We start from the raw sequence: 22,102 nt of genomic DNA, 5'->3' as shown, positions 1-22,102 counted from the left end.
TGACATGACTGTTGAGGATATAAGTCGTCTGCATGCGGCGCTGGACGTGCTCGAAGGGCGCGAAGCCGAGTTGCTAGTCTGGGGAGACACGGAAGGTGCCTTTACGGATGCGGATATTCTGTCCCTGTTTGCCCACCATTTTCCTGATGATAACGGCAAAGTGCTGATGCAGGATCTTCAAGACGCCGCGATGTTATTTAGCATCCCCAATACTCAGGGAATGAGGCTTTATCGCACTCGTATGGCGGAATCTGTTCATCTGTTTCGCCATCAGCGCCAGTGGTTTCGCGGCCAGCAGTTGAATCGCACGCGGTCGCTGGTGGCTGACTATCGCTTTATACGCCGCCCGCGCAGTTACCCGGCAAGGATACATCCGGCTGAAGAGGTACTGAATCAATGGTCCGACGTTGAGTGGATGAACGACATTAAACGTCAGGCCCTGCAAACGCTTATCGGTGATTTCTCCATAGCCGGTTTTCAGTCCAAGGCGACGGCACGCATCCTGAGGGCATGGGATTTTCACAGCCGCCACCCACACGCCAAAGAAGCAACCGCCACCATCGTATGTGCTGGCACTGGCAGCGGTAAAACCCTGGCGTTTTATCTGCCTGCTCTAACGTCACTTATCAACGATCTGCAACGCGATTGCTCGGCGCGGGTTCGCTCACTGGCTCTTTATCCGCGTAAAGAGTTGCTTAAAGATCAGTTTATGGAGACTTGGGTAAAATGCCGTGAAGTGGATACCCAGGCACAGAAACTTTCAGGGCGAAAAATCCGCATTGGCTCATTCTTTGGCGATACGCCGTACAGCATCCAGTACGTTGATAAAGACAAAGATCTTCCTTTTGATCTGCTACGCTGTAGCACTCCAAAATGCCAAGGCGAAATGCGCTGGAAAGCGGAAGATATCCGTCAGGGCAAAGAGATCTTGCGCTGTACGCACTGCACGCACAGCGTGGGTGAAGATGAAGTGGTGCTCACCCGCGTCTCATTGATGAATAACCCACCGGATATTTTGTTTACCACCACTGAAATGCTCAACCAGCATCTAGGCAACAACAAGGCCAGCCATCTGTTCGGCGTCGGCATGAACGTAATTGCACCGCCGGTGGTTTTGCTCGATGAGGTCCATACCTATTCAGGCAACAGCGGCGCGCAAACTGCCTATCTACTTCGTCGCTGGATGCAACTGGCGCGCTGCCGCCCGCATTTTGTTGGCCTCTCGGCAACGTTGAGCGATGCTGAGCGGTTCTTCGCAGACTTGGTAGGAGCCAACAAAAAACATGTCATGCTCATTGAGCCCGCTTTCCAGGAGATGGTAGACGAAGGGGCTGAATATCTGTTGGCACTGCGGGGCGATCCCGTTTCGCAAACGGCTCTGCTCTCAACCACCATCCAAACCAGTATGCTGGCACGCCGGATTATGGATACCCGCAAAGCCGCGTCGCACGGCACCTGGGGTCGCAAAGCCTTCGTCTTTACCGACGATCTTGATATCAATAACCGCCTCTACCACCAGCTTTGCGATGCCGAAGGGTGGCGTACGCGCGGACAACAACTTCTGCCTAACGAAACTCCGCTCGCAGCTCAGCGTAACGAAAACAGTGGTGCTCTCGACGCATTGACCCTTGCCGGTCAAAATTGGCGAATGGTGATCGATATTGGGCATCCTCTTGATGGTCACGATCGTGCCATAGTGGCGCGGACATCCAGCCAGGACGCTGGAGTCAATCCTAAAGCCGACATTGTCGTAGCAACCGCCTCGCTGGAAGTCGGCTTTAACGATCCTTCAGTCGGGGTAGTGATTCAGCATAAAGCACCGCGCAATGTCGCCTCTTATCTGCAACGCAAAGGCCGTGCCGGGCGTTCAAGAACCATGCGCCCCTGGATGGTGGTCGTGCTGTCAGAATTCGGTCGCGATCGCGTGGTGTACCAACGTTATGAGGAGTTAGTGACACCGGAAATCAAGGGCCAGTCGCTTCCTCTAGGCAATATCCATATCCAGAAAATGCAGGCAGCGATGGCAACTCTGGACTGGCTAAGCATGAAGATCCCTGGCAGTAACATCTGGTCATTATTGAACAATCCGCCCAAAAGCAAAGAGCAGCAAGGGCATCTAGAGCGCATACTCACTTTGATTTCCGCCGTGCTGGAAAAGAATGTCTCTCAGCAGGAACTGGAACAATACTTATTCTACGCGCTCAAAATAACCGAGCCGCAACTTCAGCGCGTTATGTGGTCTCCGCCGCGCTCTATCATGATGGAGATGCTCCCGACCTTGAAGCGCCAATTGACCACCCGGTGGTCGCTGATGGGTATTCCCGGCGCAGACAGATCGATGGGGCGTTCACCTCTACCTTCGTTTATTCCAGCAGCCCTCTTCAGTGAGTTGAACTTGCCTGAACTGAGCATCCAGCTTGAACGCCGCTTTGCGAAATATGAAAATCTGCCATTTATTCAAGGCCTGAAGGAGTTTGCACCGGGCCGCATCTCCAAGCGCTACGCCATTTATTCGGATCTGGAAGCCGATTGGCTGGTGCCAAACAATTTTGTGCCGCAACTGAACCAGGTTTCAGACGTCGATTTCGAGATCAACGAGGCATTTGGTGATACCTGGCAGCCGGAGTGTCTGGTAACCCTTGCGGATGCATCGCAGCTAAAAGTCATTCGTCCTCTGCAAATTCTTACCCGAGCTCTTGATTTCAAACAGAATCTGACGGAGAAGAGTAATTCTCAGTTGACGTGGCACACTCACTTTTCCGCAGATGCCCATGCCGAAGCGATGGCGATCCCCGCGGGGCCATGGAGCACAGTGTTGCGGTCCGCCACGTTTTATACACATCAACATATGACCCCCCTTGAGCTGACGCGTTATGCCACCGCCGCCAGCGCTTCGCTGCGGAGTAAAAGCAAACAGCAGGCCTGGGTGAATTTTAGATGGGTCGAAAACGGTCACCCGGTCGCAGTAGGTGCCCGCCAGTGGGTGGATGGCATGAAGTTGAGTTTTACGCTGCCTTCCGCACTGCATCAGCAGGTCATGAATGATACAAAGTTAGCCGGGTCTCTCAGAACGCTCTATTTCCGCCACTGTATTAGCAGTGAAGCTCGTTTTGAATATGACAGTTTCACCGCGGACTGGATCTACGAGTGCTATATAGCGGCGCTGACCAAAGAAATTGTCAGCAGCACAGCCCTCGCGGATGCAATTCACGCTCTGCGCACGCCGGAGGGCAGAGAGTCGCTGGCGACAATTGCCGATTCGCTGTTCCAGGCCGAAAATATTTTTGAAAACAACGAAGATGGAGAGGGCTCAGCGGAGCGCCAGGAGCTACAGCAGCAGTTGAGGAGCCTGTTCAACGAGCCGGAACTGCTTGCAATGCTTGATACGCATAGCGCCGTGTTAACTGACGACCTCAGCCAAAATGCCTCTTTTTGCCAGTGGCTCCAGACGTTGTTGATAAGCACCTTCTCAGGTGCCGTAAAACAGACCAGCCATATGTTGCTGCCTGAGGTGGACGACAGAGGATTGCTTGTTGACGCCGTTCTTGATGGGGAGCAACTCGATATCTGGCTCACCGAATCAGAGCCTGGGGGCTGCGGGATTATCACCCGCCTCGAAGAAGCGTTCCACGGCGATCCGGTCGCCCTGCTGAATCTGTTTATTCGTAGCTTTGCCGCCAGCGACTACGAGCAGATCGATGACGATCTCTTCGAACTGCTCTCGCAACTCCCTTCAAACACCACATTGCAGCAGACGCTGAACGATTTACGCTTGGCGGAGAGTCATCATGATCGTCGGGTTGCGAATGGAAACCTACGTACTGAGCTAAAAAAACAAGGATTTGCGCTTTCTCACAGCTTTATGTCTGTGCTGCATACCCGCATCCTTCGCCCTGGCAGCCAGCTTTCTCACGATCGGCGCTTGCTGGACTATCTGCGCGAATGGCGGGCGCTGGAGGCCAAAGCCGGTTATGAAATTAACCTGAACATTTTTGCCCATACTCAGGCAATTCAGGAACTTCCCGGAGCGAACGTCACAAAAATTTTCGACCGTTTTTGCCAGATTCAGGGCATGCTGTGGCAGCGTGGCAATACTATCCGCCAGTCGATACTCAGCTACTACAACCCCTTTGATAACGGGCCAAAACTCACGGAAAGGCTGCTGCTCAGCACCTTGTTCTGGCAACCTGCGACGCAGATTGATGTGACAGACAGCGACTGGCTTTCGCAGATCCACACGGCGATCTCTCGCGAAGGGTTTGCTGAATTACTGATCCCCCGGGAAGCCCGCCAACAGGTGGTACAGACCGTATCCGCGTTACAACTGGTACCTGTCGATTATTTCGGCCTGCACCTCTACCCGAGAATTGGGGCCGTCGACTATCGAGGCGGCAACATCGTGTTGCGAGTCGAACTGGCTGAAGCCCTGCAGTAAGGAGAACGATGAATGGAAGAGCAACGACAAATATTTCTCCATGGACCTCTCGGACAGCGACAACTGAGGGAAGTACTGAGTGCGCAGTTCAGTGGGCTTATCCTGTACCCTGAACTCATCTGGCTGATCTCGCCATGGATGAGCGATTTTGACGTCATTGATAATCGCGGGGGGCAATGGAGTTTTCTTGATCCGTCGTGGGGTGCCAGAATGGTCAGTTTCCAGGAGCTTCTGGCGACGGCAGTGAATAACGGCTGTCCACTCAGGATAGTCACTCGCCCGGACACGCTTAACAAAGTGTTCGTTGAGCGACTGCAGGCAAGACTTTCGCCGAATCATGATATGCAATGCTCCTATTATGAGAACCTACATGCCAAAGGCATGTTAACAAAGCACTTCTTTCTGAAAGGTTCGATGAACTATACCTGGAGCGGTGCGAACCTTAACGATGAGCATTTGCTGTTCTCTAGCAACAAAACCCTCATTTCTGACGCACTGATTGAATTCGGTGGACAATATACCTTCGGTGACAGTGATGAATAATATCCCCTCTTGGATTAGGGCCTTCTTTGGCGAAAGCAATTTGCTCAGCCTTGATAAACTGCTAAGCGACTCCCCCGGTGCTTACGCGCCTGAGCAGAAAAATGCGCTGTTGCCTCTTGTGGAGAGCGCGCTTGACGGTGAATGGCCCATTATTCTGCCTTGGTGCGACCGCCAACACTGGGTTTTCTTCGCGATGGCAGAAGATGAGCGCACCCTGCAGGAACTCACCAAAGTTATCAATGCCCGGCTTGGTTCAGCTGACGTTGAGCCCGACCGCCGAATTTACTTGAGTCCGACTTCTGGCCCGACTTTTACGGCAGAAACCGCATTGCTCGAACATAGCCCAGCAGGGTTTATTCGTATTGAGTTGCTGGAAGGTAAACGTGAGGATAAGCAGGCAAAAGGGTTTTTGCCGCCCTGAAAGAGTTGATTGACCTGTTCCGAAAGCGTCCATCTCTCGTTCGCACCCGCAAGCGCCCGTTTGGTCGTATCCTTAGCGATTTCATGCTGGCAACAAATCAAAAAGAGGTGGAGGCCAGCAATGACTTTCTGCAAGAACTGCGTGATAACGGTCTGCTCTCCAAACGCAATCTACTGCTACTTGAGCTTCAGCAGGCCGGGAAATGGCAAAATTGGGATGCCCTGCTAAACCACCAAGACCTGCCAGATCTGATCAGAGGGCGCATTCCCTCGTCGCTGACCAGAATGCTGCTTGCCGCTTATCAGCACCGCTATCTGGGCCATGATGCCCTTAGCTACACGCAGGAGACGCCATCGGCTTTGCGCCCAGCCTTCCTTGCCCTCCAACCGCTTTTTACGCAGGTTCCACTGCTAGGAAGCGAGGAAGGGGAAATTAACTCTTGGAGAAGTTGGGCGATTGGCGTGGCGCTGGTGGGTGAACAAAACCTGCTCAGCATAATACCTGACACGCTGAAATCAGGATGGCTTCAGGAATTACAGCACTGGGCCGAACTCAAGAGCACCGCGTACGATACTCCAGCCTCATCTCCTGTCTCGTTGTCGCTGCCGCCAACAACACTTGAATCTCTGGCCAGTTATCTACAAACGTCGTTGACAGCCACAGCCGAAACGCTGGGGCGCTATGCTGAGATGCTCAGCAAGATAGATCCACAACTGTATGAGCAAGCTCAGAAAACCCCTCTTCTAAAAACGCTGATTGAGAGCATCAACCGGCTTACTGCCGCGAGCATCACCGGCTGGGACAACTGGTTCTCGCGCCTGCGCGAACCCGATGCCGATAGAAACGCTCTGATGCAAATTGTCGCGCTGGAGAGCGAGCATTGGCCAGTCGCCTCCTTCCAAGAATCGGCTTTTGTTCACCTGCTGGCGCAGGATTTTCCGCCGCATGCCTTTTCAACACTACGCAACGCCATGCCCGCCTTTATCGAGTGGCTGGGGAAAAACCAGCTGCAATTGCAGAGTACAACATGGCTGAAATGGATGGATGTTCTGGCGATGGAACAAAGCGTCAGTCCGGCGGACATCAAACTGGCGACCCTAGCAACCGAATATTTCCTGCAAGGTCCTCTCACCCTGGCTGAATACCAGAATTTTGTTGCTACATTGCAACTTATTATTGAGCGCTGCAGTTCACTTAAAAATCTGACCTCGCTTGAAGAGATGATCGAACTGTTTCTTGATGCACCGGAGCACGATAACGCCACACGAAACGCGCTATGGATGGATATTCAGACTTTTGCCGTTGGTGTATGGCCGCGCCTCGATCACTCAACCCGAGCCATCATGCGTAGTCTGGCCATCAACGTATTGGGCAATGGTGCTGATTCAGCGTTTCCTCCGGAACCGGCACGAAGCGATGATAGCGAGCCTGAAACACTTCCGGATCTCTCGGGCAAACGTGTCGCCATTTATACCCTGACAGAAGGATCTGCCCGCCGGGCCAAGGGGATGATTGAAGTGTTGTTTCAGGGGATCAGAGTAGATGTGAATCATGACCATAACGCAACCGATAAGCTGGTCAATTTAGCAAAACAGGCTGATTACTTTATTTTTGCCGCTGCGAGCGCAAAACATCAGGCACTGTATGCGATAACGCCTCATCGTCGCGATCTCATTTATCCTGAAGGTAAAGGTGCTGGTTCGATTCTCAATGCCTTTGTTGCACGTCTTCAACAACCCATGAGTATTGACGTATAAAAAATAAGGGGCATTCGCCCCTTATTTTTTTAGATGTTTGCGTTTGCCGTCTTTATATAGCTGGTTACAAGATAATCAGTAACCAAAGATATATCTTTTGAAAGATTTTGCAGTTCATTCCATTTACGAACAATAGGCTGACCATCAACATCTGTGCCGAAGTTCCACACGCCACTACTCCATGCACAAAGCGGCTTAATACGGTTTAACTCTTCGACAAAACGAGTATAGGAAGGGATCTCAGTCCAGCCTGGTTCACCTTTATAGTCCTGATGAACCTGATCGATTTCATCCATCAAACTGCCAAGCGCAAGAATACCAACGCCATGTAGCAAGCGGGAATAACGAGGCTTTTTATCCCAGTCATCAGTAAACACAGTTTCCACAGCCGACCAGAAGTTATTCAGCAGTTTCACCATCTTCCCTTCATCCCCCAACCCTGTCGCGGGGTCACGAAAGCGATACAATGCTCCCTCACGAAGACTGGCATCGATCATTTTGATCATCGAGTTGTCAGCAATAACCCCATCAGGGTTGGTCGCCGTTTTGATGCGCCCTGCAAGTGGACCTTCGCCGAAGTTCAGTCGTTGAGTTAGCAGTGAAGGAAACTTACGCATTTGCAGATCGGATGGCAAACGACCGTGGGTATGCGGTGCCAGTTCGTATAACAACGTTTTGGGCAACGGTTTTGTGGAGTTAACCAGCATGAACTGTTCACGCTGTTCTTCTGCATCATTAGCGATAAATGCAGATACCGGCATCATAAACGAGTCTATTTCCGCATCCCGCAAAGCAGCGGTACGTTGTTGACCATCCACTATAAATCCTGGCTTCTCAAAATCCTTATCTTCGGAGAAAGGTATTACCAGATGCCCCATGTCGCCATTATCTGTAAGTGGTTCAAAACGCACACGCTTATCAAAAGCGATAATCACCGGGTTTGGTATCATCGGGTTTGAGCTCTCAATATAGCGCTGAATTTCGCGAATATGGTTACGTACTTCTGGACGCTGATAGCCAACCAAATTCTCTTCGCCGCGACGAATACGCGAAATCGCTGCAATTTTGCTGATCTGTTTACCTTCTATCGCAAGGCTATAGAGTTGCCTCTCCTCACCCTGTCGGATTCGCAGGGCGGGAACACGATATTCACTCATGACAGTTCCTCTGAGCGTAATGACAATGTGTGCTGTAAACGGTTGTACAACACCTGAATATTATGGAAACCGCGGCGACGGTTACGTTCTGCTCCGCGGAAAATGATGACGTTGATACCGATAGCCTGGCAAATATTGCATTGGCACTGTTTCCAGGGACGTTCACCGAGTGTGCGTTCATAATCCGCACGGATTTTATCGGCCTCTTTTTCACCTGAATGCAGGCGTTCATAAGCCAGTACTGCCTCAAGAGTTTTCTCAAGGGACAAAGTCCCTTTATCGTATTCGAACAGGGCATTCATGGCATCCTTTTCCAGATGTCGAGCAATATCCTGATCGATAACGCCAGATTTTATTTTGCGGCTTAAACTTGGATTAGCATCAAACTGAGGGACTCGCACAGCGGTATAGGCCGGGCCATCAGGCGTATGATAGTTATTTTTTCGATCTTTGAAGGCCTGCTGAAGCGGTGTAGTCGAGTCAATACTGGTCACACCAAACTTGATAAAGTCGGCGAAACTCTCTGGACGAGCAATACCTAACAAGTGAACACGTGTATCACTTTTCAGCAGCGGCTTAATCTCTTCGAGAGTCTCAAGGATCTGCGCCGTTTTCAACGGCACCATCCCCCCCATGGTGATATTTTTGTATCCCATGGCCAGCAGAGCCTCTACTGACTGACGGTAGGAGGTTTTGCTCCATCCATGTGCAACGCCAAAGGGGGTGAAACAGGACTTTTGAGACTTATTTAAAAACTCTTGAGCCAAGGTCAACGTGATATCCTGGCGTCGGCGACACTCAGTCAATACTTCGCCACTGAATGCCTCACCAGGTTTCTCATAGCCAAAAACGATATGATCGAGAGAAACACCATGGTTAAATCGGGAGGTTTCGTAGAATTCAATAACCTCTTCCACTCGGTATGGCGGCACATCTTGGTTAACATAGGTGAAGGCTCCGCAATCACCCATAGTTTCCATATTTTCCGGCAAGCGGAAGAAGTGCTTCATGCCATTACGGAAGTAGCGTAAGCGCTGGGCTCGCGTATATTTACTTTCTCCACTGCCAAGACCGTCAACTACTGCTTTCGAAACCAGCATGCCGTCATAAGGCCGAGAAAATACCTCATGTGGATAATGATCGTCACGCTGGCGAACGCGATGTTCGTTTCGCGTTTCATGGAAGAAGTCGAAACTAGGATCGATAAAATCCTGACTATCCGGGAAAAAATATTTAAGCTTCGACAACTTACTCTCCTGTGACGCCACTGCAAAGCCTCAAAAAACGGAAGATTCTATCATGAAAACCTGACCAGTGGCATCAAGCTTTGCTGCCCGTCAAACTCTTGAAAATCACACGGAACCGCTTTTCCTCGAATGAATTCCCTAAGTCACGAAACTCGCGCAAGGCCTGTGTTGCACTGATACTTGGTTGATGTTGCAAAATTTTCAAAATGTACAACTTAACTTCTTCAGAACTACGCCTAATTCCTTTTTTTACTTCTCGCGCAGGCAATTCATTTAATTCAGTTGATAACCTCTGAGAAAAATCACTTAAATTATCCAAGCCTCTTTCAGTAAACTCACGAATAATATGCTTTGCCATACTCACATTTAGCATGAGCATATTGCACTTTAACCATTGAGCCATATCGTGGTTAGTTTTAAATAAATAACTCATCAGCCTGTCGTTAATTACCTTTGATGTGATAATTAGCAATTGCTTTTTAGAATCAACCAGATACTCAAGACCATTAATGATATCTAATTCAATGGCATTGATGTAATCAGGAGAACCACAAATAATATAATAATGTTCCTTGTTTTTTTTCATCAAACTTTTAATTGATGATGGATGCTCAGAAATGAATGGAGATCTCTCTGTTAATTCTTTCCACCATGTTCTATGGAAAGATTTGCCTACATATTCACGTGAGTATAGCGGTATTGATTCATCATACCCAATCGCAAATGTTGCTTTATAGGGTACGACTTGATCAGTATAGTGAAGGAGGCCAAGACCTGCAGAAACAACCCATAAATCAACATGATAGGATTTTAATATTTCTTTAGCAGTAGCCCAGTGCCCCCCCTTATACAGATCTACAGCACATACTGTAGCAGATGTTTTTAGGGATTCATTTAAAGCATTACACCAAGAGTTCACCAATACATTTGGAGGGGTCTGTCCAGAGGTATAGTGGGCTAAACTCAATATAGCCTTGCCATCACTGTTTTTACCATTTGTGCAAGTTGTTATTAAATTGATGTTACTCACAATCGCTCTCCTGAAACTGTGCAGCCAAAGCTACCTCAGAAAAAGAGATGTTGCAAGAAACGAATTGCTACTCACCGTGATTTTTTTGGTTGGTTATTGTTAGTGAGCAACATACTCAAAGTATTCATCTTGTGAGTAAGTGCATTTATGGCATCGTCTCAAAATTCCTTTCTCTTCCAACGAAAGGCAAAAAACCCTACAACTCTCGAGTAATTTTGTTGAGTCTTCACTTTTATCCATTGAAATCAATGCCCTAGCAAGGGTGTCATAGCTAAATCCGCCAGTCGAATGCGAAACAATGCTCATAGCAAGTTGGGTATCGAAAGTCTTCATAGTGCATCTCTTAAAAGGAAGCCTGATCTATTTATAAAAAACAATTGGAAACTATTCAAGAATACATTATCGATTCTTGTTTTGTTTACCAAACACACTGAAGATTTATGATAAGGGCAATCAGACTAATTCTTCTCAACCAACATGCATTTAGGAAGAACTCTCAAATCGATTGATTCATCTTCAAAAGAACAGCTTTAAGGATATAAGCAGCCTACGCAACTGGATTCATCTACCCCTAGAACAAAATTGTAATTTTTTCAAAGACAAAGAAACGGTAAAGCTTGTAGTAACTGGATTTCAGACACAAAAAAAGCCGCCCTTAAGCGACTTTGATTTGCATCTTATGGTGCGAAGGCCGGACTCGAACATCGCACTTACCTCATTGGTTTATATGTCATTTTCTGAATACAATATAATCAATACCATCATAAATACCATCACGCAACATAGTCATTTAAACGCATAACGCAATTTTTTATTGAAGTAAAGATATAAATTGAACCAATACCCAAATGATGGTATCCTACAGGATGGTTTTCAATTCTAACATGGATTTAGGAAGCACTAATGCTTAACTTTGAACAAGTGCTAAACGACATCGAAAATCTTCTTTTTGGCAAACAGCTACAGCCAATTAATCCTTCTACGCCTCCACTATGTATTACAAGCATTGATCGTGAAAACGGTAAATATAAAGTCTCTTCTAATTCTGAATCTAAAACACGTTCATTATCAGAGCTTGAATCGATTTACAGCAATTTAAATATTAGAGGTTTTTGTAATGTAGAGCAGGTTCTTTACGGTAGCTCTTCAAGCAGGAACCAACCAGAAACAATATTTGCTAACTTACCCTATATTCAACATTTCAAGTATGAAAACAAAAAACATCTGTTATTGCGTAGTCATAATGTCCATGAGGCAGCGACATTATCAGAAGTTCAAGGCTCTGAATTTAGGGTTTTAAGAAAAAAAATTGATAATTTTCTCAATTTGAATCTTGGGAAAATTTATGAACAGCAGGTTGAATTAGTTCAAAGCCTTGATGATGCTTATCAAATAGTTTTGAAGAAATTCCCATCTGAAATTGCTTCAAAAAAGGTTGAGGTTACTCTTAATAGATTTAAAGAGCTTTCCGCAGATATGGCTAACTCAGTTGTGACTCTTGATTATAATATAGAGGTGCCAACATTAAAAATTAGTAATAATACTACCGTAGAAGAACTTATAGAGTCACCCAATACTTATGGAGTAGATGAGGGTGAAAATGATACAACATCATCACAGTTGAACTTGGAATTAAAAACTCTACAAGCTAAACTTGGTGTTGCAAGAATTACCTCCAAGACCCCAGTTTTATCTCTCATTTTTGATCGGGTTCATTTTGGTGATATTGAACTACAACCTGACTTCCAAAGAAAAGATCGTATTTGGAATAATGAGAAGAAGTCTAAATTAATCGAGTCTATTCTCTTAAAACTCCCACTTCCTGTATTTTATTTTGGTAATCGAATCGCAGAGGATAAGTGGGTCGTTGTTGATGGTTTACAACGGATCACAACAATTTATGATTTTATGAGTGGAGAATTTAAACTTTCTAAACTTGATATCCTTGAGGATTTAAATGGTAAAGAGTTTGGTGAGCTTACTCGCACTGAACAAAGAGCCATAAGAGAATATGAAATCACGGCTTACTTTATAGAAATGAATAAAGATAGCACTGATCTCATAGTTGAATTATTCCACCGTATCAATACATATGGTGTTAAGTTAAGTGATCAAGAAATTCGTTCGGCCCTGAATCAAGGTTCAAGTGTTAAGTTTTTACGGTATCTGGCATCCAAAAACGAATTCAAACAAGCAACGCATGGTAAGGTTAAGCCTGATAGACAAAAGGATATGGAGCTTTGCCTTGCTGCTCTTGCATTTATAAATATTGGCTTTAAAAATTATAATTTTAATTCCTATGATAAGTTTTTATCAAAAGCCATGGAAAACTTAAATCTATATAAACTAAACTTATTAAACGAAAAAGAAATAGATTTAGGAAGTGCGTACATTTCGAATGAATGCAACGAGTATCTTCAAATAGAAAGAAAATATTTGAGGGCTTTAAACCTCGCCTATGATGTTTTCGGTGATTTAGCTTTCATAAAAGAGATTGGCTCTAATACATCACCTATAAGTAAGCAACTTTATGAAGTGATAATTTACTATTTCTATTATGTTACTGAGGAACAAGAAGAATTATTGCTGAAAAATTCTGATAAATTGGTTGATACCCTTTATTCTGCTATTGATAGCAATTCAAAAGAATATGCCAAATGGGATTCACAGACTTACATTGAAGCAGAGCGAGGGTTCAAGGACTCTATCTCTACCTCAACAGGAAAGAAAATAACTATATTATATAGATTCAATTCTTTTGCGAAAATTCTTGAACAAAGCACAGGCATTAAGATTGTTAATGCTAATGAGGGTAATTGATAATGCTCCCTATTAAATCGATAAAACTCAAAAATTTTAAATCATACAAAGAGCAATCTTTTGATTTGTCAGGTCTAAATGTATTTTGTGGTAATAACTCTGTCGGTAAGAGTACAGTAATGCAAGCCATAGGTATGGTGTTACAGTCTGATTTTGGTAGTAAAAATGATATAAAGTTAAATGGTGAACTGATAAACATTGGTCGTATTGACGATATTATTAATGACTTTATTTCAGATGATGATCAACTGAAAATCACTCTATCAGTTAAAGAATGTGAAGTCAGTTGGGGGGTTACACAAGAGGACTCAGCAAATCTTCGTAATGAACTTCCATGTATTTCAGGTATGGATAGCATTAAAACAATTAAAGACTTTATAAATGCAAGTAATTTTCAATATATTGAAGCCGAACGTATTGGTCCAAGAGACAATATTTCTTTATCACAACACAATTTTCATAGCGATTGGTTGGGGAAAAAAGGTGAATATGTCATCGAAGTATTAGACAATATAATGAATAGACAAGATAGACTAATACTGAAAGATGATAATCCAAACAAAGACGACCCAAGAATACATCATAATTATAATAATGTCAGGGTTGCGAATAATATACAGGCATGGATGGATGAAATATCCCCAAATTATAAAATACAGCCAAAATTGGAAGTTAGTGCAAACATTGCTTATAACACAATACAGGCTGAGTCAGGAAAACAAACTAAACCCAAAAACATTGGTTTTGGTTATAGCTATGCTTTGAGTATTGTTTCAGCATTACTTTTAGCAAAACCGGGCGAATTAGTAGTTTTAGAAAACCCGGAAGCCCATTTGCACCCTAGAGGACAAAGCTATATGGGTAGATTAATAGCTTACACTGCTCAAGCGGGAGTACAGGTATTGATAGAAACTCATAGCGATCACCTTCTCAACGGAATCCGTGTCGTAGCAAGAACATCTCCTGACTTTTCACCTGAGCTAATTTCGTTATTTTATATTTCACATGAGAATAATGAATCTACTGCAGAAAAGATATCTATTGGCAAAGATGGAAAACTGTCTAGTTGGCCGAAAGGATTCTTTGACCAGCAATCAATTGATATGTATACCATTATGACAGGATCATTTAATACTCCTGATATTGAAAATTAAGGGGATTTCATGAAAGCAGGTGTTTGCTTGTTCATAGATAGTTTTTCTCTTGAAGAAGAACAAATTAAGATTTTTAACCAGATTAAAGATCTTAAAGCACTTGTAGAGAGAGTGGATTCAGATTTTATAAAGTTTCTTCGCTCCAATGAATTTGATGGAAAATTTGTCACTAAATTATTTTCAACAAACCCTGATTACGGTGGCCTTGTTAATGAGTATTATAAAATAGGCCAAATTAGTTTATTGGATGAAATAGGCTGCAATGAACTTCTAAATATTATCAATACACCCCCATCGATACTTGCCGAAAGAAAACTCTGTGCCTATCAATCTCCAGACATACCTTTAAAAAAGGATAATACAGTTTCTAGTGAAAGTGAAATAATTGATCTTTCTAAGAAAATCCTTGATGAATTCCCAGCGGATTGTGATGAATATGCTGACAATATTAAAAACATTTTCAAGAATGTCATTTTTTTGGATAACCCACCACAATCCTTTAATTTTATTAGGAAAATTGAAGGTGGATATGAAAATTTTTTGAAAAGCATCACTGAATTTCTTTATTTTGCTAATAACTATACAATTATACCTAATGACTCACAAAATAACATTAGAATTATGAATTCATCGTTACCTTATCTTGTAACACCAGAAGGTGGCGGCAAAAATAAACGAGCCATAGGGGAATTAAAACGTGATTTTAAAGTGGGTGATTGTATCTATAAAGACGTGAATTGTGAATTCCATTATAAACTTGAATACATGGACAATACTAATCGAAAAGGAACTTATTACTACAATAGAATATACTTTGGCTTCTTTAATAGAATTCCTGATAGACCGGCACAAATCGCTATTGCTCACATTGGAGATCATTTATAAGGTAGTGATATCGCGAGCCCATTGAAATAAACCATTATTATCAAGGAGTATAATAATGAAATTGTACGAAACAGTAAATGAAGTTTATGATATCTATGAAAATGAAGAAAATGGTATACTCACTTACCATATATTTTTGAAAGGCTCAGGCGTGTTTTTAGAATCACCATTTAGCACACCTGTAGAAGCATTATCAGTTATTAATATTTTGACTGATAATATCAATCAAATAAATGCAAATATTAAAACTATCATACTTAATGCAGAGCCCCCACAACCTAAGAAAAAAACATTTGGTGGTTAACTAACCTCTGAATATTGACAACCTCCTTTTTTCAATATACATAATGATAAAAGGAGGTAAAATGCACAATAATTTCTAATATATTCATAGACAATGGTTTAATAAACTTAAAGGATAATTGTGGTCGTACACCATTATTTTATTCTAATGATTATTTACTTACAACATCTCTTTTAGCTGCAGGAGCCGACCTATATCATTTAGATAACTATGGAAGGACACCGTTATTTTATAACTGGATACTTAGCAAAGCAATAATCGATTTGTTTATACAACTTGGTATCGACTTGAACATAATAGATAGTCATGGTTTAACATTCATGTCATATGATATGGCACTGCTCAACCCTCACATTATTATAAACCATAAGCATCTAATTAATAATAAAATAATAAAAATCAAAACAGTTACGCCAAACTCATTTAGCTACATAAAACTACTGTTGAATAGTGGTTTTATTGTTGAATTTACTCCAATCGTAAAATTAGAGTTTCCACAAGAACGGCAAGAACAGATGCTATTGGATCTCTTATATGTTATTAGCAAACACAATATATCTTTACACAATGTAAAGTTGATATATAAAACCTCATCGTCCATAATAAATTTAGTAGATGAAAAGAAATACAAATCATATGAATAAGCAAGGGCTAACCAAAAGAAGCTCTGCTTCTTTTGGTTGCCTTGCTTTTTAATGCGCTTTGCTTTTTAAAAAGATAAGACGATAAATCTCAGCTCCTTATTCCGCCTTATATCTCTAATTATGCTTTTTAAGATATGATTTAAAAGGATCATCTGGACTCATATCAAAAACTTTTATGTTAATCAGATCATCTTTAATTATATGCAAATGATTACAATGTTTTTTTGCTCTTGGAAATACTCGCCAATTGACAATATCATCATCAACCATGGTTAATTTATCATCATTCAAAGAGAGCAATTTATTATCACTTTCTAAATATGTTCCACAACCGGAGGTTCTGACCCTATCGATTTGTTTATCAAGAATGTTAATGAATTTCTTAGTTTCTAAGAGTGTATTGTCTTTAAAAATATCTACTGCTAGATTGTCATCTAAAAAGAAATTAAAATCTCCAGATGTCCATGAGTAAACATAATTTTTATCAGTCTTAATTTCCTCCGGACTTAGAGATACTACAATTCTTTTGATTTCTTTTTTTATTTTATCTGGGATTCCAGACTCACTTTTGAATGCTTCCATAATTTCGGGATTTGTTTTGTTATTTTCCTTAAGAATATTCAGCAATAATTCCTTATTCAAAATAAAGTCTTCGTCTTTAGGCTGCTCTTTGAATTTATTAACTATTACATTTTTCCCAGTATTATTTATCATTAAATAGTTATCAATCCACTCGATATCAATGGAGTCACTATTTGAAATTTGCTTGAAGTCTTTATTTTTCCGGAAATTAGTAAAGTAGCCAGCTTCGCATGTTAGCACTCCTTCCCGACCTGCAGCTAATGCGAGGCGATCTAAAGTATTAGGTGATATTGAAAAACATCTTGTATCAAAAATTTTGACAGGGTTATTACCACTAACTCCTCCTGTTTCATGCTTTAATGCTGAAAAATAAACACCTTTCTCATGAGTGTAATATATTTTCTTAGAATATATATATATATCTGAGGGATAATATCCTATATGATGTTTATCAGAGCTAAGTGAATTTAACTCATCTTGATTAATAAGTGTATCAATCAAATCATGCTTTCGTTGACTACTGTATCTACCTTTTGTTAAATAGGATATAACCGATTCAGCATTATTTTTATCATTAAATCCATTCCGTCTCCAAATAAAATCACAAATTTCATTCCATTGATATGAATGAATATTGAAATCGAAATCAACTAAAAATAAAACACCCATATAGATAAATGAGTCAATATAGTCACCTTCAATTTCTAAATTAAGTGCGATATCAGACATACCCCATCCTTTTTGCTATATTTCTTATGTATTTCTTTTTAAGAACACCACTGTTTCCCCAAATACTCAAAATAGAACTATCAGGGATATCCAACTCTCTTTTCCCTGTGACTGGATATCCATGCCATGTTGCATTATTATCAACGACGAATTTAGCAATATAGGCATCGTCAATATCAGTTTTCCCTAATCGCTGACTAGTTTCTTTATCAACTACCCACCAATAGCATTGGGATGGGCATAAGTAATTGTTAACTATGGAGTTACCAAAGCAAACAAGCTCTTCGTTTTCAGTAACCGTCCATTGGGTGCAATCAGCTTTAGCTGCATTACATCTATGTTTGGGGTTGATCACATATTTTTTTGATTCTATTAAATGCTCTTTTATCACTATCGAAGACCCAACCATCTGATTTTCCTAGCCATTTCTTTAAAAAATATTGTCCATTGACTAATTTTTTAGCAATCCACAGTAAAAGTCAATATGTTGGTGCTATTAATAATGGATATTGACATTATTTCATATTGTGGTTTAACTAAGACTTCAACTATATGAAAAGGAATTCATATGAACAATGGAAATTATAATTTATTTTATTATACCAATAATCTAAAAACAAAAAGAACATCTCGCGATCCTAATTTAAGGAATAATTGCATCAGTGTTAGATTTAATGATGAAGAATTAAAAGTTCTTAATTTTAAAAGAGGAGAAAGAAGCAAAGCAGAGTGGCTTCGTTTAATCGCACTAGAAAAAATCCCACCAACTGTTCCATCCATTAACAATGAAACTTGGAAAGTATTATCTGAAATATCTCAAAAGCTAAAAAGAATTACGATCCATATCGATGGTAAGAGCAAAGATAGCCAGCTTACCCATACTGAACTATTTGCTGTTAGAAGATTAATTAAAGAGCTTCGCCATCACCTGATAAATGCTGACATATGGAGCAACTCCGATGAAGGGTATGCAGAAGATCAAAAGGGGTAAGAACTTCTCAGGTGTGGTCCAGTATGCATTGAAGCCAGATTCACATCATACAAGTGATCCAATCGTCATTGGCGGGAACATGTTAGGTGATTCAGCCTTTGAACTGATCGCTGAATTTGATGGCACTAAACAGCTTCGGCCAGATGTTCAGAAGGCCGTATGGCACAACTCGCTTCGATTACCGGATGGTGAATCACTAACGGCTGAACAGTGGTCCAGCATCGCAGATGACTATATGGAGAGAATGGGATTCAGTGATACTCATCTCCGTTGCTATGTGCTTCATGACGATCCGGCTGGTCAGCACATACACATTATTGCAAGTCGCATAGATCTTAATGGAGGGAAGCTGTACTTGGGTAGGAATGAAAATCTCATCAGCACACAGATCATCAGTAAACTCGAAGTCGCTCATGGCCTGACAGTGACAAAAACTGCATCTCCCCCCTCGCAAGCACAACCGAAGCGGAAGAGAGTGTCCCGTAATGAGAAAATGCTATCGGAACGAACCGGGGTGCTTTCACCAAGAGAAGCTCTGCAGCAGATACTTGATAAAAGTTTATCTGATAAGCCGGACCTTCTAACTTTCACAAAACGACTGGAAGAAGCAGAAGTCGGCTGGACGGCAAATGTCGCAAGCACAGGTAAAATGAACGGGTTCTCATTTTCCTACCGCGATATTGCTTTCAAAGCTTCACAGTTAGGCAAGGGTTACTCTTGGGCAAATCTTCAAAAGCAACTTAACTACAATCCTGACCACTTAGAAGCTATACGAACCAACACACCGACAAAAGACCACCCTGCTCCTGCTCCTGCTCCTGCTCCTGCTCCTGCTCCTGCTCCTGCTCCTGCTCCTGCTCCTGCTCCTGCTCCTGCTCCTGCTCCTGCAACCATTTTAAAAACCACTGAGAGAAAGGAAAGTATCAGTGAAAAAATTGCTGAACTCGAACTGCGACTCAGAAAAGACAGACGAAACGAGATCATTGAGAAGATTCTCCAAAAGAATGCGGTTAACCAGCAAAAGCATCTCAGGCTTATCGGCTGGCTTCCATTTCTTAGAAGGCTTGCAGAGCTTCTCCGAAGCTATGGTAAGAGCATTCTTCACAAGCCCCTCCCAGGATTCTCAAATCTCTATGTAACACGACCTTTACATAAAGAAAGGAAAATTCATTTATAAACAAAATCTTACCGCTTATCCCTGACAGCAATATCGTTTGGGTAGTGGTTAATTTAGGATAAGTCAATAACAAATTGATCGTTATTACAGATCAATAAACTAGTTACGATAGCTTTTACCTATCATGATTCAAACATCGATCGGTACAAGTGATTTTACTTTAGCCAGCCAGCCATCGAGAATCCCTACAAACAGCATTTAATCTTCCAGATTGGGATAGCTATGAAAAATGAAACAATAAAGTGTCCATTTTGCTTTAAAGAAAGCGAACATGGTGTTCGTGTCTGCACTGGCTGTCATTCGACTATCAAATATGGAGCCGTTTCATCCTGGTTAGCTTTACTCATAGGAATTGTGCTGTTAGTAATTGCTTTCTTCATATTCGCTATCAGTCAAAGTTTTATATTAACTGTCGTTATCTATTTTGCCTCAGCAATTTCTTTAAGATTTTATTTACGCAAGAAATTTGCCCACAGAGCCGTTTTCACATATAAAAGTTAACCCTGACCAAATATAATAAGGAAGATAGAATGAATAAATCTATTGTTACCGCCTTTTTCATTGCAATATTTTTAATTTCTGGCTGCTCAACATCAGGGAACCAACAAATTAAAAATGAAACTGCACAAAGTCTTCAGTCAAAGATCATTAAAAACAAGACTACTAAGAACGATCTACTCGCTAAGTTAGGTGAACCAGATACAAGAACGACTCTTGACGATGGCAACGAGCAGTGGAGATACTTCATGTATAACAATCAGTTCAATGCCTCGACTTTTATCCCTGTTGTCGGTTTGCTAACTGGCGGTTCTCAGACTCAGTCTAAAACTCTTGAAATAGATTTCAAAGGCGAAATTGTCAGCAAATGGACATTCTCTACTGATAATAACAATACAAAATCAGGCATTCTCAATTAATTATTTCTGGATAAGAAAATGAAAACATATGCTATCATAACAATCATTCTTTCAACTTTTTTATTAACAGCCTGTAATTCTGAACCTTCCGATAAAGACATCTATAATGTATTCAAAAGTGTTGTAGATAGATCAAATGCAAGTATGAAAGCTTTTGATTCAAGAGTTTCAGAAAAAGACCTTCTAAGAATCGACTATGTGAAGAAAGTAAGTTGCACAGAAAAAACAAACAATGTTTATAACTGCATAGTTGATGCCTCCATTAGCAATATGAAACAGACAAGGCCTGTTAAGCTTGTGAAAGCTGATGGTGTCTGGAAAGAAGTTCAGTAGTAGTTTATATCGAGAAGTCTCTTTTAGCCCCTGCATAGGGGCTTTTATTGCCTATAATCTGACGGTTCTCACTCGAACTTCATGGGTCAACTCGTTCTCGATAATTTTCATTTCATACTGTGCTTTTACAACAGTATAGATCCCTTCGGCTCTTTCTTGATTGCTATCTATGTAGTTAACAAGCGAGTTTAGTTCTCTGAGAACAGCTTCTTTATTGTTTAATCGCTGTAACAGATTACTCGTAAGGCATTTATACACAGAACTAAACATCGTCATAATATTGTCTATGTTTCGGTTAGAACGGGTGTATAGTTGTTTTGGATAGAAATACTTTAAGTGATAGCCAACGAACACTAAGTATAAATGATAGGAGAAACTTTTATCATGTGGCTGATATTGCTTAGAGATATATTTATCTACGATGACGATAAGCTGCTCTTCCAGTGTTACCACTGGAAAGTTGTTTTGTTTGTCCATAAATTGCATCCTTGCAAGTTAGTTTTGTCTTCCTGACTATATATACAAATACCATATTAACATAACCTGTCAATAGGTAAAACCTATCAAAATATTATTTTCTTGCTCTCTGTTGAAATTCTTCTTCAAGAATAGAAGCCAATATATTATGCCTGTAAGCATTTTCGTGCATTCTTTGAATCATAAGCAGTAAATTATTATTTTCATATTTTAGTGCCGAGTTATCATTTTCAAGTCGTTCTATTCTTTTCGCCGCAAGGCTCAGGCTACCGGGTAACTTCGTATTTTGACGTTTAACCATACCAGATCTTTTTCTGGTCCTATACGCAACGACAATCTCACTATGCTGGCTTAATGCTTGCCGTGTAGGTACTTTGCCTAAAATTTTTTTGCAAGCCACGCATAAAGAATCCCAAGTAAAATTAGGCTTACTCCAGGTTTCAATAAGTTTAACGATAGCTTTTATTTCTTTATCATAAAATTTTCTTGCCATATAATC

Annotated in this window: 19 protein-coding genes; 12 read left to right on the top strand and 7 right to left on the bottom strand. The window is 41.8% G+C overall.

The window, feature by feature from the left end:
• Nucleotides 1–4 precede the first annotated feature (4 nt).
• Genes dpdJ through dpdD form a run of 4 tightly spaced genes read left to right on the top strand, consistent with a single transcriptional unit; the run spans nucleotide 5 to nucleotide 7,156 of the window.
• Nucleotides 5–4,435: a protein DpdJ gene (dpdJ, locus tag DG357_RS02805; protein WP_088204641.1), complete on the top strand. Its 4,431-nt coding sequence runs from the start codon at nucleotides 5–7 to the stop codon at nucleotides 4,433–4,435.
• 12 nt (nucleotides 4,436–4,447) lie between these two features.
• Nucleotides 4,448–4,978, top strand: coding sequence for a phospholipase D-like domain-containing protein DpdK (gene dpdK, locus DG357_RS02800; protein WP_016538299.1), 531 nt, complete (start codon nucleotides 4,448–4,450; stop codon nucleotides 4,976–4,978).
• Nucleotides 4,971–5,399 (top strand): hypothetical protein, encoded by a 429-nt coding sequence (locus DG357_RS23075; RefSeq protein WP_231940805.1) that lies wholly within the window; start codon nucleotides 4,971–4,973, stop codon nucleotides 5,397–5,399. Before dpdK ends, DG357_RS23075 begins: the two co-directional genes overlap by 8 nt.
• Nucleotides 5,400–5,404: 5 nt before the next feature.
• Nucleotides 5,405–7,156 carry a protein DpdD gene (gene dpdD, locus DG357_RS02795; protein WP_231940804.1) on the top strand — a complete coding sequence of 584 codons (1,752 nt, stop codon included), beginning with the start codon at nucleotides 5,405–5,407 and terminating at the stop codon, nucleotides 7,154–7,156.
• 29 nt (nucleotides 7,157–7,185) lie between these two features.
• On the opposite strand, the gene dbpB is transcribed toward dpdD, so the two are convergent.
• The 3 genes from dbpB to DG357_RS02780 form a co-directional block, all read right to left on the bottom strand.
• Nucleotides 7,186–8,313: a DGQHR domain-containing protein DpdB gene (gene dbpB / locus DG357_RS02790; protein ID WP_023295837.1), complete on the bottom strand. Its 1,128-nt coding sequence runs from the start codon at nucleotides 8,311–8,313 to the stop codon at nucleotides 7,186–7,188.
• Nucleotides 8,310–9,560: a tRNA-guanine transglycosylase DpdA gene (gene dpdA / locus DG357_RS02785; RefSeq protein WP_088204643.1), complete on the bottom strand. Its 1,251-nt coding sequence runs from the start codon at nucleotides 9,558–9,560 to the stop codon at nucleotides 8,310–8,312. The genes dbpB and dpdA overlap by 4 nt, the downstream gene beginning before the upstream one ends.
• Before the next feature lie 73 nt (nucleotides 9,561–9,633).
• On the bottom strand, nucleotides 9,634–10,590 hold the full coding sequence (locus tag DG357_RS02780) for a hypothetical protein (RefSeq protein WP_224222663.1): 957 nt from the start codon (nucleotides 10,588–10,590) through the stop codon (nucleotides 9,634–9,636).
• Between the two features lie 903 nt (nucleotides 10,591–11,493).
• On the opposite strand from DG357_RS02780, the gene DG357_RS02770 reads away from it, so the two are divergent.
• From DG357_RS02770 to DG357_RS02755, 4 genes are read left to right on the top strand one after another with little or no spacing between them, the layout of a single operon-like run.
• On the top strand, nucleotides 11,494–13,410 hold the full coding sequence (locus tag DG357_RS02770; RefSeq protein ID WP_088204645.1) for a DUF262 domain-containing protein: 1,917 nt from the start codon (nucleotides 11,494–11,496) through the stop codon (nucleotides 13,408–13,410).
• Nucleotides 13,411–13,412: 2 nt separating this feature from the next.
• On the top strand, nucleotides 13,413–14,564 hold the full coding sequence (locus DG357_RS02765) for a DUF3696 domain-containing protein (RefSeq protein ID WP_088204646.1): 1,152 nt from the start codon (nucleotides 13,413–13,415) through the stop codon (nucleotides 14,562–14,564).
• A 9-nt stretch (nucleotides 14,565–14,573) separates the two neighbouring features.
• On the top strand, nucleotides 14,574–15,449 hold the full coding sequence (locus DG357_RS02760; protein ID WP_088204647.1) for a hypothetical protein: 876 nt from the start codon (nucleotides 14,574–14,576) through the stop codon (nucleotides 15,447–15,449).
• A 55-nt stretch (nucleotides 15,450–15,504) separates the two neighbouring features.
• Complete coding sequence (locus DG357_RS02755) at nucleotides 15,505–15,753, top strand: hypothetical protein (RefSeq protein ID WP_004168107.1); 249 nt, start codon at nucleotides 15,505–15,507, stop codon at nucleotides 15,751–15,753.
• Nucleotides 15,754–16,511: 758 nt separating this feature from the next.
• On the opposite strand, the gene DG357_RS02745 is transcribed toward DG357_RS02755, so the two are convergent.
• A complete protein-coding gene (locus tag DG357_RS02745) occupies nucleotides 16,512–17,708 on the bottom strand; it encodes a hypothetical protein (protein ID WP_088204649.1) in 1,197 nt (398 codons plus the stop codon).
• Nucleotides 17,701–18,117 carry a hypothetical protein gene (locus DG357_RS22905; protein ID WP_063921981.1) on the bottom strand — a complete coding sequence of 139 codons (417 nt, stop codon included), beginning with the start codon at nucleotides 18,115–18,117 and terminating at the stop codon, nucleotides 17,701–17,703. The genes DG357_RS02745 and DG357_RS22905 overlap by 8 nt, the downstream gene beginning before the upstream one ends.
• A 159-nt stretch (nucleotides 18,118–18,276) precedes the next feature.
• Here DG357_RS22905 and DG357_RS02740 point away from each other — a divergent pair, with 159 nt between their 5' ends.
• The 4 genes from DG357_RS02740 to DG357_RS02720 all read left to right on the top strand — a co-directional run bounded on the left by DG357_RS02740 (nucleotide 18,277) and on the right by DG357_RS02720 (nucleotide 21,126).
• Entirely contained in the window at nucleotides 18,277–18,699 is a 423-nt protein-coding gene (locus tag DG357_RS02740) for a hypothetical protein (protein ID WP_088204650.1), read from the top strand.
• Nucleotides 18,668–19,876: a relaxase/mobilization nuclease domain-containing protein gene (locus DG357_RS02735; RefSeq protein ID WP_108780312.1), complete on the top strand. Its 1,209-nt coding sequence runs from the start codon at nucleotides 18,668–18,670 to the stop codon at nucleotides 19,874–19,876. Before DG357_RS02740 ends, DG357_RS02735 begins: the two co-directional genes overlap by 32 nt.
• A gap of 530 nt (nucleotides 19,877–20,406) precedes the next feature.
• Nucleotides 20,407–20,793, top strand: a complete 387-nt coding sequence (locus DG357_RS02725) for a hypothetical protein (protein WP_088204653.1) — start codon at nucleotides 20,407–20,409, stop codon at nucleotides 20,791–20,793.
• Nucleotides 20,794–20,811: 18 nt separating this feature from the next.
• Nucleotides 20,812–21,126 carry a cell wall-binding protein gene (locus tag DG357_RS02720; RefSeq protein ID WP_088204654.1) on the top strand — a complete coding sequence of 105 codons (315 nt, stop codon included), beginning with the start codon at nucleotides 20,812–20,814 and terminating at the stop codon, nucleotides 21,124–21,126.
• A 51-nt stretch (nucleotides 21,127–21,177) separates the two neighbouring features.
• Here DG357_RS02720 and DG357_RS02715 read toward each other — a convergent pair whose 3' ends face one another.
• A complete protein-coding gene (locus DG357_RS02715) occupies nucleotides 21,178–21,603 on the bottom strand; it encodes a hypothetical protein (protein WP_088204674.1) in 426 nt (141 codons plus the stop codon).
• A 94-nt stretch (nucleotides 21,604–21,697) separates the two neighbouring features.
• Nucleotides 21,698–22,096 (bottom strand): hypothetical protein, encoded by a 399-nt coding sequence (locus DG357_RS02710; RefSeq protein ID WP_088204655.1) that lies wholly within the window; start codon nucleotides 22,094–22,096, stop codon nucleotides 21,698–21,700.
• Between the last annotated feature and the right edge of the window lie 6 nt (nucleotides 22,097–22,102).

Origin of the sequence: Enterobacter bugandensis (assembly GCF_900324475.1) — a bacterium.
In the GTDB taxonomy this organism is placed as follows: domain Bacteria; phylum Pseudomonadota; class Gammaproteobacteria; order Enterobacterales; family Enterobacteriaceae; genus Enterobacter; species Enterobacter bugandensis.
The sequence above is the reverse complement of the archived record's forward strand: the minus strand, read 5'-3'. Positions and strand labels throughout refer to the sequence as shown.